Source organism: Cedecea lapagei (assembly GCF_900635955.1).
Taxonomy (GTDB): Bacteria; Pseudomonadota; Gammaproteobacteria; order Enterobacterales; family Enterobacteriaceae; genus Cedecea; species Cedecea lapagei.
Genome location: NZ_LR134201.1, coordinates 4,600,002 through 4,614,926 on the forward strand (window position 1 = coordinate 4,600,002; position 14,925 = coordinate 4,614,926).

A 14,925-nucleotide genomic window follows, 5' to 3' on the forward strand; every position below is an offset into this window, starting at 1 on the left:
CCCTGCGCCCACGCATACGCTGTGGACGCAGGGCCGGCTACCGCTTAACTTCAACCCTTGCCAGTTTCTCGTAGTAACAGGTCAGCGCACAGTGGTCTGCGGCCCCGAGGTCATCGGCTTTCAGCGCCTGCATCATTTCCATTACCGCCGCCGTTAGCGGCAGTTGAGCGCCCACGCCGTGAGACGTGTCCAGCGCATTGGCCAGATCTTTGATGTGCAGGTCGATACGGAAGCCGGGGTTGAAGTTACGATCCATCACCATCGGCGCTTTAGCATCGAGTACCGTGCTACCGGCCAGGCCACCGCGAATTGCCTGATAGACTAACTCTGGATTGACGCCAGCTTTAGTCGCCAGCACCAGGGCCTCAGACATCGCAGCGATGTTAAGCGCCACGATCACCTGATTTGCCAGCTTGGTCACATTGCCTGCACCGATAGCTCCGGTATGGACCACGGAGCTCGCCATTGCTTTCATCACATCATAGCAGCGCTCGAATACCGCTTTGTCACCGCCGACCATCACCGATAACGTGCCGTCGATCGCCTTCGGCTCACCGCCGCTGACCGGCGCATCCAGCATGACCACCTGCTTGTGTGCCAGCGCTTCACTGATTTCACGGCTGGCAAGGGGGGCAATGGAACTCATGTCGATCAACACCGTACCCGGTCTGGCGTTATCCGCCACGCCGCCTTCGCCCAGCACGACTTCTTTAACGTGCGGTGAATTGGGCAGCATCGTAATAATGATATCGCTTTGGGCGGCCACGTCTGCCACAGAGTCTGCACCGCAAGCCCCGGCAGCCAGCACATCGGCGACTGCGACGGCGTTACGATCGAAAACCATCAGGGAGTAGCCCGCTTTTAACAAGTTTTTGCTCATGGGTTTGCCCATGATGCCCAGACCAATAAAGCCAATTTTCATTTTCATCCCTCTTTCTTCGCCGACGCCGTAGCGTCGCTCATCAACATTATTTTTTGAAACGATCGCACAAAGCCTGCGTCGCACTACGAAATACGCCCAGATCGCTGCCCACGGCCACAAACCTCGCGCCCCACTCCAGATAGCGGCGCGCGTCCGCTTCCGCCGGTGCCAGGATACCGGACGGTTTACCGTGAGCCGCGGCACGTTCGAAGATATGGCGGATCGCTCTTTGCACCTCGGCATGATTAGGCTGCCCGAGATAGCCCAACGCCGCAGAGAGATCGCCCGGGCCGACAAAGATACCGTCGACGCCGTCTGTGGCGGCAATGGCGTCGATGTTGTCCACACCCAATTGGTTTTCGATCTGTACCATCACGGTAATGTTGTCGTTAATCGTGTCGAAATAGTCTGGCAACGTGCCGTAGCGATTGCTGCGGTGCGCTACCGAAACCCCACGGATGCCGGCCGGAGGATAGCGTGTAGAGGCCACCGCCTGCGCCGCCTGTTCTGCAGTTTCCACGAACGGGATCAGGAAGTTGTAGAAACCGATGTCCAGCAGGCGCTTGATAATGACCGGTTCGTTGATCGGCGGGCGCACCACCGGCGCGCTGTCGCTATCCTTGAGTGCCATCAGCTGAGGAATAAACGTGGTGATATCGTTTGGCGCGTGCTCACCGTCCAGAACCAGCCAGTCAAACCCCGCCAGCCCCAGCACTTCGGTAGAAATTGGGTTACCCAGAGCACACCAGCAGCCATAGAGCGTTTCACCCGCCAGCAGACGCTGGCGGAAACGGTTCGGGTAATGTGTATCTTTCATCGCGTATCCGTTTATCAAGGTTAGGAAATAATCGCTTCAGCGCACCAGACAAGGACGTTTGTTGTTAAACGTCCAGTTCGGGATCAGGAACTGCATGGCTATGGCGTCGTCACGGGCGCCAAGACCGTGCTTGAGGTACAGCTCGTGCGCTTTCATTACCTGGTCCATGTCCAGTTCAATACCTAAACCGGGTTTCTCCGGCACCATCACCCTGCCGCCCTGGATCTGCAGCGGCTCTTTGGTCAGGCGCTGGTTGCCTTCTTGCCATATCCAGTGGGTATCGATAGCGGTGATCTGGCCCGGCGCGGCGGCGGCAACGTGGGTGAACATCGCCAGCGAAACATCAAAATGGTTGTTGGAATGCGAACCCCAGGTCAGGCCAAATTCGTGGCACATCTGGGCCACGCGCACCGAGCCCTGCATCGTCCAGAAGTGCGGGTCGGCTAGCGGAATATCTACGGATTGAAGCGACAATGTATGCCCCATCTGACGCCAGTCGGTAGCAATCATATTGGTGGCGGTTGGCAACCCGGTAGCACGACGGAATTCCGCCATGACTTCGCGTCCCGAGTAGCCCTGCTCGGCACCGCACGGATCTTCGGCATAGGCCAACACGCCGCGCAGCTGTTTGCCAAGCGAGATAGCTTCGCTCAGAGACCACGCTCCGTTAGGATCCAGTGTGATACGCGCCTGTGGGAAGCATTGGTGCAGAGCGGTGACGGCCTCCGCCTCTTCGCTGCCGGCCAGTACGCCGCCTTTCAGCTTAAAGTCGTTGAAGCCATACTTTTCATACGCCGCCTCCGCCAGACGCACCACGGATTGCGGCGTTAGCGCCTCTTCATGGCGCAGACGGTACCAGTCACATTTCTCGTCCGGCTGGCTTTGGTAAGGCAGTCTGGTCTTGCGCCGATCGCCGACGTAAAACAGATAGCCCAGCATTTCAACCGCATCACGCTGTTGGCCCTCGCCCAGCAGGGAAGCGACGGTCACCCCAAGATACTGGCCGAGCAGGTCGAGCATTGCGGCTTCAATGCCGGTGACCACGTGGATAGTGGTACGCAGATCGAAGGTTTGCAGCCCGCGTCCTCCGGCATCGCGGTCGGCAAACTGGCTGCGCACGCTATTCAGAACGTTTTTATATTCCCCCAGGGTTTTGCCAATAACCAGCTGTGCCGCGTCCTCCAGGGTCTGGCGGATTTTCTCTCCGCCGGGAATTTCCCCTACGCCGGTATGGCCGGCATTGTCTTTCAGAATGACGATATTGCGGGTAAAAAAGGGGCTGTGCGCGCCACTCAGATTCAGCAACATGCTGTCATGACCAGCAACAGGGATAACCTGCATCGTAGAAATTTTTGGCGTGTCGTACATGATTTTGCTCCTGTAAGAAGTTTGTCAGCGTCCGAAACAAGGGCGCTTGCGGTCAAAAGTCCAGCCGGGCACAAGATATTGCATTGCCAGAGCATCGTTACGTGCGCCGCCCGGCAGCGTTTTATACAGTTCATGGGCCTGACGAATACGTTCCCAGTCCAGCTCAATGCCAAGGCCGGGGGCGTCAGGTACTTTGATTTGGCCCTGTTCGATAGAGAGCGGCGCTTTAGTCAGGCGCTGATCGCCCTCCTGCCAAATCCAGTGGGTATCAATGGCCGTCGGTTTACCCGGCGCGGCAGCGCCGACGTGAGTGAACATTGCCAGCGAAATATCGAAATGGTTATTGGAGTGGCAACCCCAGGTCAGACCCCATTCATCGCACAGCTGAGCGACGCGCACCGCGCCACTCAACGTCCAGAAATGTGGGTCAGCCAGCGGGATATCGATAGCGTCGAGGCAAAGGGCATGGTTCAGCTCACGCCAGTTGGTGGCAATCATATTGGTGGCGACCGGCAGCCCGGTGGCACGACGGAACTCCGCCATCACTTCACGCCCGGAATACCCCTGTTCGGCACCGCATGGATCTTCTGCATAGGCCAGCACATCCTGCATTCCCTTGCACAGCATAATGGCTTCATCCAGTAGCCAGGCGCCGTTCGGATCGACGGTAATGCGCGCATCCGGAAAACGCTTTGCCAGCCCGGCCACGGTTTCAATCTCTTCCTCGCCGGGCAAGACGCCGCCTTTGAGTTTAAAATCTTTGAAACCGTAACGATCCGCCGCCGCTTCGGCCAGATGGATAAGGGACTCGCTGTCCAACGTTTGCTGATGGCGCAGGTGATACCAGGGATGCGCGGCGTTTGCCCCATCAAGATAGGGCAGGTCGGTCTTACGCCGGTCTCCTATGTAGAACAGATAGCCCAGCACCGTCACTGCATCGCGCTGCTTGCCAGGGCCAAGCAGTTCGCATACCGGTACATTCAGACACTGGCCAAGAAGATCGAGCAATGCCGCCTCCAGCGCGGCCACCGCGTTAACCCTCAGTTCAAACGTCCAGGCACCTTTGCCAAAGGTGTCAAAATCGGCAGACTGGTTGCCAAGATGTACCTGCTGTACCAGGCGGTTCAGGCGCGCGATTTCATGGCCAAGCACCTGCGGTATAGCGTCTTTCAGGGTCTGACAGATCACCTCCCCCCCAGGCGCTTCGCCTACGCCCGTATGGCCAGCGCTGTCTTTGAGCACCACGATGTTGCGGGTAAAATACGCCCCATGCGCACCGCCAATATTCAGCAGCATGCTGTCATTGCCGGCCACAGGTATCACCTGCATCTCAACGATGGTTGGGGTGCTTTGTGTCGTCATTTTTAGCCCCTTTGCGCCGCGCAGAGAGGATTCAGAACGATACGTTCTATCTTCCCGACCAGCACCAGGTAGCTCAGTATGGCGACAAACGCGTGGATAACTACGTAGAGTAAGGCACCGTTGAAGGAGCCAGTGCTGCCGATGATGTAGCCGATAGCGATGGGCGTAACAATGCCTGAAATATTGCCGAACATGTTGAACAGCCCGCCGCTCAGGCCGCTAATCTCTTTCGGTGCGGTATCCGCCATGACCGCCCATCCCAGGGCACCGATCCCCTTGCCGAAGAAGGCCATCGCCATAAAACCAATCACCAGTACTTCTGAATCGACGTAGTTACATACCATCATCGACATAGAGAGCAGCATTCCCAGGATGATCGGCGTTTTACGCGCCAGGGTAAGCGACCCCGTGCGGCGCATCAGCCAGTCTGAAATCACACCGCCCAGCACGCCGCCGATAAAGCCGCATATCGCCGGTATGGAGGCAATCATCCCGGCCTTGAGGATGGACATGCCGCGCGCCTGCACCAGGTACACAGGGAACCAGGTAATGAAGAAGTAGGTCAGCGCATTAATGCAATACTGGCCGATGTACACCCCGACCATCATGCGCGAAGTGATGAGCTGCCTGATCTGCGCCCACTTGACGGCCCAGGGTTCTTTTTGTTTGCTGCCGCTCTGCTGATCCATACTGATCAGCGCGCCGCCGGCTTCCATATATTCCAGCTCGGCTTTGTTGACGCCGGGGTGATCCTTGGGATCGTGAATGACTTTAAGCCACAGGAAACTAATGATGATCCCCAGCCCACCCATAAACCAGAACACATGGGCCCAACCCACGCTATGTACCAACCAGCCCATAACAGGAGCGAAGATAACCGTGGCAAAGTATTGTGCCGAGTTAAAAATGGCGACTGCGGTGCCACGCTCCTGCGCCGGAAACCAGGCCGCGACGATCCGGCTATTGCCCGGGAACGATGGCGCCTCGGCCAGACCCACCATAAAACGCAGGGTAAACAGGGCGACCACAATGCCAAACCCGCTGAACATATCCACGAAGCCCTGCAACAGCGTAAACAGCGACCAGGTAAAAATGCTCCAGAAATAGACTCGCTTGGAGCCAAAACGGTCCAGCAGCCAGCCCCCCGGTATTTGCCCTATCACGTATGCCCAGGAAAAGGCGGAGAAGATATAACCCATGCCGACCGGATCCAGGCCGATCACTTTTGACATTTCCGAGCCGGCGATTGAGATGGTCGCACGGTCGCCGTAGTTAAATGAGGTGACAATAAACAGCATCACCACAATCCAGTAGCGCGCATTAGTGCGTTTTTCTACTGCGCTCTCATGTGAGCTGATTGTATTCATAAATAAACTCCTGAGATAATAGCCTGAGCTATTGCCCATTCTGAACGGCATATTTTCGGATTCGAGTAATCAGAATGATGCTGGTTGTTTTTGTATTTTATTTTTAAATAAAAGTATCATTGCTTAGTAATTATTATTTCTAAATTACTTCCTCAGTATATAAACAGCGCAAGACCGGAACATCAGGCAGATGCACGGTTTAATCATCCTCATTTATTTAATTGTCAGGCATACGCACAACGTTTTGCGCAATAGTTCACATTCCTGACGAGAGACGCCGGAGCAGGCGCGTAGCTGTGACCACCCTCACACAGAATAAGGAAGCTGCCCGATAGATTTCGCTTGATGAATGCCAAACTTAGGCAACTGCATAATGTATTACCTATTTACCCTCTTTATAATTCATCATGAATAAAAATAACGTCTTGCTGTAATCAGGTGATGGTTTTTATATCATTAGGAGCAATATCTCGATGAACAGAATAAATGACGCAGAGAGAGGTGAGCCTCTTTATATAAAGGTGAATGATAAAGACAATGTCGCTATCGTCGTCAATGATAACGGCCTGGCGGCAGGTACCCGTTTTAGCTGCGGCCTGACATTAACCGAGCATATCCCGCAGGGCCATAAAGTGGCGTTGATAGCACTGGCTCAAGGCGACAGTATTCTTCGCTACGGAGAAGTTATCGGCTATGCTGCCCATGACATCGCGCGGGGCAGTTGGATCGACGAATCTCTGGTCGTTTTGCCCGAAGCGCCTCCGCTCACAAGCCTGCCGCTCGCAACCCATGTGCCCGCGCCGCTGCCGCCGCTGGAGGGATATACCTTTGAGGGTTACCGTAACCCGGACGGCAGCGTCGGCACCAGGAACATGTTAGCCATCACGACCAGCGTACACTGCGTAGCCGGTGTGGTGGACTATGTGACCAAAATCATCGAACACGACTTGTTGCCACGGTATCCCGCCGTTGACGGCGTGGTAGGCCTTAACCATCTTTACGGCTGCGGAGTTGCCATCAATGCGCCTGCCGCCGTCGTTCCCATCCGGACTCTGCACAATCTGGCGCTCAATCCCAATTTCGGCGGCGAGGTAATGGTCATAGGCCTGGGCTGCGAAAAACTGCAGCCTGAGCGCCTGCTCGCCGGCACAGACGACCCGCAGTCCATCGAGATTAAGGGCGCCAGTATTATGCGACTGCAGGATGAGCAACACGTTGGCTTTATGGCAATGGTGGATGAGATTCTGGAGATAGCCGAACGCCATCTGCAAAAGCTGAATCAACGGAAACGTGAAACCGTGCCTGCTTCGGCGCTTGTGGTAGGCATGCAATGCGGCGGCAGCGACGCATTCTCAGGCGTCACCGCCAACCCGGCCGTCGGCTTTGCGTCGGATCTTCTGGTACGCTGCGGCGCAACCGTGATGTTTTCAGAAGTTACCGAAGTACGCGATGCGCTGCATCTGCTGACGCCGCGGGCGGCAGATGAACAGGTAGGTAAGCGAATGCTGGAAGAGATGGCCTGGTACGATAACTATCTCGATGTCGGCAAAACCGACCGGAGCGCCAATCCCTCTCCGGGCAACAAAAAAGGCGGTCTGGCAAACGTGGTAGAGAAAGCGCTGGGCTCCATCGCCAAGTCCGGCAGCAGCGCCATTGCAGAGGTACTTTCCCCCGGTCAGCGCCCAACCAGACGAGGGCTAATTTTCGCGGCAACGCCGGCCAGCGACTTTGTTTGCGGCACCCAGCAGCTGGCTTCCGGCATCACCCTTCAGGTATTTACTACCGGGCGCGGTACCCCCTACGGCCTGGCGGCGATACCGGTGATCAAAATGGCGACCCGCACTGCGCTTGCCAGGCGCTGGCATGATCTGATGGATATAGATGCCGGCACAATCGCCACCGGCAAGGAAACCCTTGACCAGGTAGGCTGGCGATTGTTTGAGATGATTTTAGACGTTGCCAGCGGCAGGAAGCAGACCTGGTCTGATCGCTGGTGCATTCATAATGCCCTGGCAGTATTTAACCCGGCCCCCATTACCTGAGTCCTCACTCCATGCCTCCGGATGAACGTATCTGCCGGAGGCGATATCGTTTAACGGCTATGCTGATTAAACCAGTCTGGAATGGTCTGCTTATCGATTACCTGAATACTGGTAATGCCCAATGCCCGCGCGCCGTGAATATTATCGGCGTTATCATCGAAAAACACGGCCTGATCTGCAGAGAATCCCTCTTCCTGCAGAACCTTGAGGTAGATTTCCGCATCCGGTTTGCGCATACCCATCTCCTGGGAGAGATAGATTTTATCCGCCGATTGCGCGACTTCAGGGTATTCATCTGGCCAGAAGCCGGTGTGAAGGCGATTTGTATTAGAGAGCACAACCACGCGATGTCCCTGCTCGCGGAGCTTCTGCATCACGCCAATCGTCTCTTTGCGCAGGCCAACGAAAATAGCCTGCCAGCCTGCGGCAAACTGCTCGTAGCTCAGCGCAACGTCCATTTCCTGGCATAAGCGTTCGGCAAACACTTCATCGGTTATCTGTCCGCGTTCGTGCTGATGGAAAGCCTCTCCCATAGTGAAGCTTTTCTGCAGGTTGGCTAACGGCACCCGGCTGTAATCACTCCAGACGCCCAGCACACGATTAAAATCGATATCAACGATGACGTTACCCAAATCAAAGATATACAGCATGCGCACCTCCTTTCCGACATGGAGAAATAACTGTAGCGGGAAAGGCTGGCTTTGACTATCAGAGGAAGGCGAGGTTAAGCATTCTGGGAGATAAAAAAAAGCCCCACCTTTGCAGGCAGGGCTCTAATGGACTGTAGAAAAGAAACTTAAGCTTCTTTGCTGCCACGACCCGCACGTTTGCGGTCGTTCTCAGTCAGGTGGCGCTTACGGATACGCACGGACAGCGGGGTCACTTCGACCAGTTCGTCGTCATCGATGAACTCCAGAGCTTGCTCCAGGGTCATTTTCTGCGCAGGAACCAGCGTGGTCGCTTCGTCGGTACCGGAAGCACGCATGTTGGTCAGCTTCTTACCGGTCAGGCAGTTAACGGTCAGGTCGTTAGAACGGCTGTGAATACCGATGATCTGGCCTTCATAAACTTCAGCCCCGTGGCCCAGGAACAGTTTACCGCGATCCTGCAAACCGTACAGAGCAAACGCAACCGCTTTACCCTGACCGTTGGAGATCAGTACGCCGTTCTGACGCTGGCCCACTTCGCCCTGACGGATATCGTCATAGTGGCTGAAGGTGGAGTACAGCAGACCGGTACCGGAAGTCATGGTCATGAATTCGTTACGGAAGCCGATCAAACCACGGCTTGGAATAACGTAATCAAGACGCACGCGGCCTTTGCCGTCCGGATTCATGTTTTTCAGGTCGCCTTTACGCTCGCCCAGCGCCTGCATCACGGAACCCTGATGCTGCTCTTCGATATCCAGCGTCACGTTCTCGAACGGCTCTTGTTTACGGCCGTCGATTTCGCGGAAGATAACTTTCGGACGGGATACCGCCAGCTCGAAACCTTCACGACGCATGTTTTCGATCAGAACGGACAGGTGCAGTTCACCACGACCGGATACGCGGAATGCGTCCGCATCTTCGGTTTCTTCAACGCGCAGCGCAACGTTGTGTACCAGCTCTTTGTTCAGACGATCCAGAATCTGACGAGAGGTCACGAACTTACCTTCTTTACCGCAGAACGGAGAGGTATTTACGTTGAAGAACATGGAAACGGTTGGCTCATCTACGGACAGCGCCGGCAGCGCTTCAACATTTTGCGGGTCGCAAATGGTGTCGGAGATGTTCAGCTCGCCCAGGCCGGTGATAGCGATGATGTCGCCAGCTTCAGCTTCGGTAGATTCGATACGCTCCAGACCCAGGTGGGTCAGCACTTTGCCGACTTTACCGTTACGGGTTTTCCCTTCGCTATCAATGATAGTGATCTGCTGGTTTGGCTTCACTTTGCCGCGTTTGATACGGCCGATGCCGATAACGCCAACGTAGTTGTTGTAATCCAGCTGGGAAATTTGCATCTGCAGTGGACCGTCGAGGTCAACGTTCGGTGCCGGTACGCGATCGACAATGGCCTGGTACAGTGGAGTCATGTCCGCTGCCATATCATTGTGATCCATACCCGCGATGCCGTTCAGTGCGGATGCATAAATGATTGGGAAGTCGAGCTGCTCGTCGGTCGCATCAAGGTTAACGAACAGGTCGAAGACCTGATCAACAACCCAGTCAGGACGCGCGCCAGGGCGGTCAACTTTGTTGATAACCACGATCGGCTTCAAACCATGGGCAAACGCCTTCTTGGTTACGAAGCGCGTCTGCGGCATTGGGCCATCCATTGCGTCAACCACCAGCAGAACGGAGTCAACCATTGACATTACGCGCTCAACTTCACCACCGAAGTCGGCGTGTCCTGGGGTATCAACGATGTTGATACGGTAGTCATTCCATTTGATAGCGGTGTTTTTAGCGAGGATGGTAATCCCACGCTCTTTCTCCAGGTCATTGGAGTCCATCACGCGTTCAGTGGCTTCAGCACGTTCGTTACTGAAAGTACCAGATTGCTGCAGCAGCTTATCAACCAGGGTAGTTTTACCATGGTCAACGTGCGCGATGATGGCGATATTACGCAGATTTTCGATCACAACTTTGCCTCAGGCATTAGAAATAGCGCGTTATTGTACACGTATTAATCGAAGGACAGAACAGGATCACAAAGAACCTTTACAAACAATGCGGAAAGTAAGGGTTTGTGATCGCTTTCACGGAGCTAAAAAGGGAGCCATAACGTAAATTGCACCAATATGGTGCTCAGGTTTTACTCTGAAGCACTATATTGGTGCAACTTAATCATCCTGGTGCAGCCCTTTTGCACTATGGTGCGCATGATAGCGCCTTTTTGGGGTGATTTAAAAGTTGGCACAGATTTCGCTTTAAACATTTTATGGCGAAAAGCCACATTAAGAAGTGTTTGATTACCTCGTTACCACGACGACTACACCAATCCGGGAGAGTTTAAGTATGTCCGCTGAACACGTTTTGACGATGCTGAATGAGCATGAAGTGAAGTTTGTTGATCTGCGCTTTACCGATACCAAAGGTAAAGAACAGCACGTCACTATCCCTGCTCATCAGGTAAATGCTGACTTCTTCGAAGAAGGCAAAATGTTTGACGGCTCCTCGATTGGTGGCTGGAAAGGTATCAACGAATCCGACATGGTACTGATGCCAGATCCAACGACGGCGGTTATCGACCCGTTCTTCGCGGACTCTACCCTGATTATCCGCTGTGACATTCTCGAGCCAGGCACCATGCAGGGCTACGACCGTGACCCGCGCTCCATTGCAAAACGCGCTGAAGACTACCTGCGCTCTACCGGCATCGCAGATACCGTTCTGTTCGGGCCAGAGCCAGAGTTCTTCCTGTTCGATGACATCCGCTTCGGCAGCTCTATCTCCGGCTCCCACGTTGCTATCGATGATATCGAAGGCGCATGGAACACCGGCACCAAATACGAAGGCGGTAACAAAGGTCACCGTCCAGCCGTCAAAGGCGGTTACTTCCCGGTTCCACCGGTAGACTCCTCTCAGGACCTGCGTTCTGCTATGTGTCTGACCATGGAGCAGATGGGTCTGGTGGTTGAAGCTCACCACCACGAAGTGGCCACCGCTGGTCAGAACGAAGTGGCTACCCGCTTCAACACCATGACCAAAAAAGCTGACGAAATTCAGATCTACAAATACGTTGTACACAACGTTGCTCACGCGTTCGGTAAAACCGCGACCTTCATGCCAAAACCAATGTTTGGCGATAACGGTTCCGGTATGCACTGCCACATGTCTCTGTCCAAGAACGGCGTAAACCTGTTCTCCGGCGACAAATACGCAGGTCTGTCTGAGCAGGCGCTGTACTACATCGGTGGTGTTATCAAACACGCTAAAGCGATCAACGCCCTGGCGAACCCAACCACCAACTCTTACAAGCGTCTGGTCCCAGGCTACGAAGCTCCAGTTATGCTGGCGTACTCTGCCCGTAACCGTTCTGCTTCTATCCGTATCCCGGTTGTTGCGTCTCCGAAAGCACGTCGTATCGAAGTGCGCTTCCCTGACCCAGCGGCAAACCCATACCTGTGCTTCGCAGCACTGCTGATGGCCGGTCTGGACGGTATTAAGAACAAGATCCATCCAGGCGAAGCCATGGACAAAAACCTGTATGACCTGCCGCCAGAAGAAGCGAAAGAGATCCCACAGGTTGCTGGCTCTCTGGAAGAAGCACTGAATGCACTGAACGAAGACCGCGAGTTCCTGACTGCGGGTGGCGTCTTCACCGACGACGCTATCGATGCTTACATCGCTCTGCGTATCGAAGAAAACGACCGCGTACGCATGACGCCGCATCCGGTAGAGTTCGAGCTGTACTACAGCGTCTAATTAAAGTTGTTTTTTGTTGCCGTGGAAACTTTAGCCCATCTTCGGATGGGCTTTTTTCTCCACCGGAATCCCCTGTGACGCTGATTTTTGTCACCCAAAGACTATAATGCACTAAAACGGTGCACGGAGACTGCTGTATGGCAACTGGCGCGCTGCCCGATGCTGGGCAGATTCTGAATTCTCTCATCAACAGCATCCTGCTTGTGGATGACGAGCTGGCGGTACATTACGCCAACCCTGCGGCTCAGCAACTACTGGCGCAGAGCTCACGCAAGCTGTACGGCACACCATTGCCGGATCTGTTGAGCTATTTCTCGTTGAACATTGGCGTCATGCAGGAAAGCCTGATGGCGGGCCAGGGGTTTACCGACAACGAGGTTACGCTGGTCATTGACAGCCGCTCGCACATTCTCTCCCTGACGGCGCAAAAGCTGCCGGAAGGGTACATCCTGATGGAAATGGCGCCGATGGATAATCAGCGTCGATTGAGCCAGGAGCAGCTGCAGCATGCGCAGCAGATTGCCGCCCGAGATTTAGTCCGCGGGCTGGCGCATGAAATTAAAAACCCGCTTGGTGGGCTACGGGGAGCCGCACAGCTGCTGAGTAAAGCGCTGCCGGATCCGTCGCTGGCAGAGTACACCAAAGTGATTATTGAACAGGCTGACCGCTTAAGAAATTTGGTCGATCGCCTGTTAGGGCCTCAGCAACCGGGGATGCACGTCACCGAAAGTATTCACAAAGTGGCCGAGCGCGTCGTCAAGCTCGTCTCGATGGAGCTGCCGGATAACGTCACGCTTGTGCGGGATTATGATCCGAGCCTGCCTGAGTTTGCTCACGATCCCGACCAGATAGAGCAGGTTTTACTGAATATCGTCCGCAATGCGCTACAGGCGCTGGGCAGCGAAGGGGGCGAGATTATTTTGCGAACCCGCACGGCTTTCCAGCTGACGCTTCACGGCTCGCGCTATCGCCTCGCGGCACGCATAGATGTTGAAGATAACGGCCCGGGCATACCGGCACATTTGCAGGACACGTTGTTCTACCCGATGGTCAGCGGGCGAGAAGGCGGCACCGGGCTGGGTCTTTCCATAGCGCGTAGCCTTATCGACCAGCACTCGGGGAAAATCGAATTCAACAGTTGGCCTGGTCATACCGAATTTTCGGTTTACCTGCCTATTCGGAAGTAGAGGTCTTTATGCAACGAGGGATAGTCTGGGTCGTTGACGACGATAGCTCCATTCGCTGGGTACTTGAGCGCGCGTTAACCGGAGCCGGTTTAAGCTGCACCACCTTTGAAAATGGCAATGAGGTGCTGGACGCGCTGGCGACCAAAACCCCGGACGTGTTGCTGTCGGATATTCGCATGCCCGGCATGGACGGCCTTGCCCTGTTAAAACAGATTAAGCAACGCCACCCCATGCTGCCGGTCATCATAATGACCGCCCATTCGGATTTAGACGCTGCCGTGAGCGCCTATCAGCAGGGCGCTTTCGACTATCTGCCAAAACCGTTTGATATCGACGAAGCGGTCGCGCTGGTTGAACGTGCCATCAGCCACTACCAGGAGCAGCAGCAGCCGCGCAATGCACCTGATAACGGACCAACGACCGACATTATCGGTGAAGCTCCGGCGATGCAGGACGTGTTTCGCATTATTGGCCGCCTGTCGCGCTCGTCCATCAGCGTACTGATTAACGGTGAGTCTGGTACCGGTAAAGAGCTTGTGGCCCACGCTCTGCATCGCCACAGCCCGCGGGTTAAGTCGCCATTTATCGCGCTTAATATGGCGGCTATTCCGAAAGATTTAATCGAGTCAGAGCTGTTTGGTCATGAGAAAGGTGCCTTTACCGGCGCCAACCAGATTCGCCAGGGGCGTTTTGAACAGGCCGACGGCGGCACGCTGTTTCTCGATGAAATAGGCGACATGCCGCTGGACGTCCAGACCCGGCTACTGCGCGTGTTGGCCGACGGCCAGTTTTACCGCGTTGGCGGCTATGCGGCCGTTAAAGTCGATGTCCGTATTATCGCGGCAACTCACCAGAACCTTGAGCTGCGGGTGCAGGAAGGGAAATTCCGTGAGGACTTGTTCCACCGTCTGAACGTGATCCGTGTTCACCTCCCTCCGCTGCGCGAGCGCCGGGAAGATATTCCTCGTCTGGCACGCCACTTCCTGCAGGTGGCTGCGCGTGAACTGGGAGTGGAAGCAAAACTGCTGCATCCGGAAACGGAAAACGCTTTAACGCGTCTGGCGTGGCCCGGCAACGTACGCCAGCTGGAAAACACCTGTCGCTGGCTGACGGTGATGGCGGCAGGCCAGGAGGTCTTGATTCAGGATCTGCCGAGCGAGCTGTTTGAAACGACGGTGACCGAAAGCGGCAACGTCACGCAGACTAACCCTGATAGCTGGGCAATGCTGCTGGCCCAGTGGGCAGAACGCGCGCTGCGGTCCGGGCACCAGGACCTGCTTTCAGAAGCCCAGCCGGAGATGGAGCGTACGCTGCTGACCACTGCGCTAAGGCATACTCAGGGGCATAAACAAGAGGCGGCTCGCCTGCTTGGTTGGGGACGGAACACGCTGACTCGCAAGCTAAAAGAACTGGGCATGGAATAGCGCTTTGCGAAGGGTTAAATAACGGCG

At 55.1% G+C, this 14,925-nt stretch carries 11 protein-coding genes; 4 read left to right on the forward strand and 7 right to left on the reverse strand.

What is annotated here, in order from left to right; translation table 11 throughout:
- Nucleotides 1–37: 37 nt before the first annotated feature.
- From garR to EL098_RS22380, 5 genes are read right to left on the reverse strand one after another with little or no spacing between them, the layout of a single operon-like run.
- The gene (garR, locus tag EL098_RS22360; RefSeq protein WP_126358194.1) at nt 38–928 is read right to left on the reverse strand and encodes a 2-hydroxy-3-oxopropionate reductase; all 891 of its coding nucleotides are present in this window, start codon (nt 926–928) and stop codon (nt 38–40) included.
- Between the two features lie 40 nt (nt 929–968).
- Nucleotides 969–1,739, reverse strand: a complete 771-nt coding sequence (garL, locus tag EL098_RS22365; protein WP_126358195.1) for a 2-dehydro-3-deoxyglucarate aldolase — start codon at nt 1,737–1,739, stop codon at nt 969–971.
- A 36-nt stretch (nt 1,740–1,775) separates the two neighbouring features.
- Nucleotides 1,776–3,107 (reverse strand): glucarate dehydratase, encoded by a 1,332-nt coding sequence (gudD, locus tag EL098_RS22370; protein ID WP_126358196.1) that lies wholly within the window; start codon nt 3,105–3,107, stop codon nt 1,776–1,778.
- A gap of 24 nt (nt 3,108–3,131) precedes the next feature.
- Nucleotides 3,132–4,469: an enolase C-terminal domain-like protein gene (locus tag EL098_RS22375; protein WP_126358197.1), complete on the reverse strand. Its 1,338-nt coding sequence runs from the start codon at nt 4,467–4,469 to the stop codon at nt 3,132–3,134.
- A gap of 2 nt (nt 4,470–4,471) precedes the next feature.
- On the reverse strand, nt 4,472–5,836 hold the full coding sequence (locus tag EL098_RS22380) for an MFS transporter (RefSeq protein ID WP_126358198.1): 1,365 nt from the start codon (nt 5,834–5,836) through the stop codon (nt 4,472–4,474).
- A 473-nt stretch (nt 5,837–6,309) separates the two neighbouring features.
- Between EL098_RS22380 and garD the strand changes: the two genes are divergently transcribed.
- A complete protein-coding gene (gene garD, locus EL098_RS22385; RefSeq protein ID WP_126358199.1) occupies nt 6,310–7,878 on the forward strand; it encodes a galactarate dehydratase in 1,569 nt (522 codons plus the stop codon).
- A 50-nt stretch (nt 7,879–7,928) separates the two neighbouring features.
- Here the strand turns inward: garD and yihX are convergent, their stop codons facing one another.
- Nucleotides 7,929–8,528 carry a glucose-1-phosphatase gene (yihX, locus tag EL098_RS22390; RefSeq protein ID WP_126358200.1) on the reverse strand — a complete coding sequence of 200 codons (600 nt, stop codon included), beginning with the start codon at nt 8,526–8,528 and terminating at the stop codon, nt 7,929–7,931.
- A gap of 146 nt (nt 8,529–8,674) precedes the next feature.
- On the reverse strand, nt 8,675–10,501 hold the full coding sequence (gene typA, locus EL098_RS22395) for a ribosome-dependent GTPase TypA (protein ID WP_126358201.1): 1,827 nt from the start codon (nt 10,499–10,501) through the stop codon (nt 8,675–8,677).
- 376 nt (nt 10,502–10,877) lie between these two features.
- Here typA and glnA point away from each other — a divergent pair, with 376 nt between their 5' ends.
- From glnA to glnG, 3 genes are all read left to right on the forward strand, one after another.
- Nucleotides 10,878–12,287 (forward strand): glutamate--ammonia ligase, encoded by a 1,410-nt coding sequence (gene glnA, locus EL098_RS22400; protein ID WP_126358202.1) that lies wholly within the window; start codon nt 10,878–10,880, stop codon nt 12,285–12,287.
- Nucleotides 12,288–12,424: 137 nt separating this feature from the next.
- The gene (glnL, locus tag EL098_RS22405) at nt 12,425–13,474 is read left to right on the forward strand and encodes a nitrogen regulation protein NR(II) (protein WP_126358203.1); all 1,050 of its coding nucleotides are present in this window, start codon (nt 12,425–12,427) and stop codon (nt 13,472–13,474) included.
- 8 nt (nt 13,475–13,482) lie between these two features.
- Nucleotides 13,483–14,898 (forward strand): nitrogen regulation protein NR(I), encoded by a 1,416-nt coding sequence (gene glnG, locus EL098_RS22410; RefSeq protein ID WP_126358204.1) that lies wholly within the window; start codon nt 13,483–13,485, stop codon nt 14,896–14,898.
- Nucleotides 14,899–14,925 lie beyond the last annotated feature (27 nt).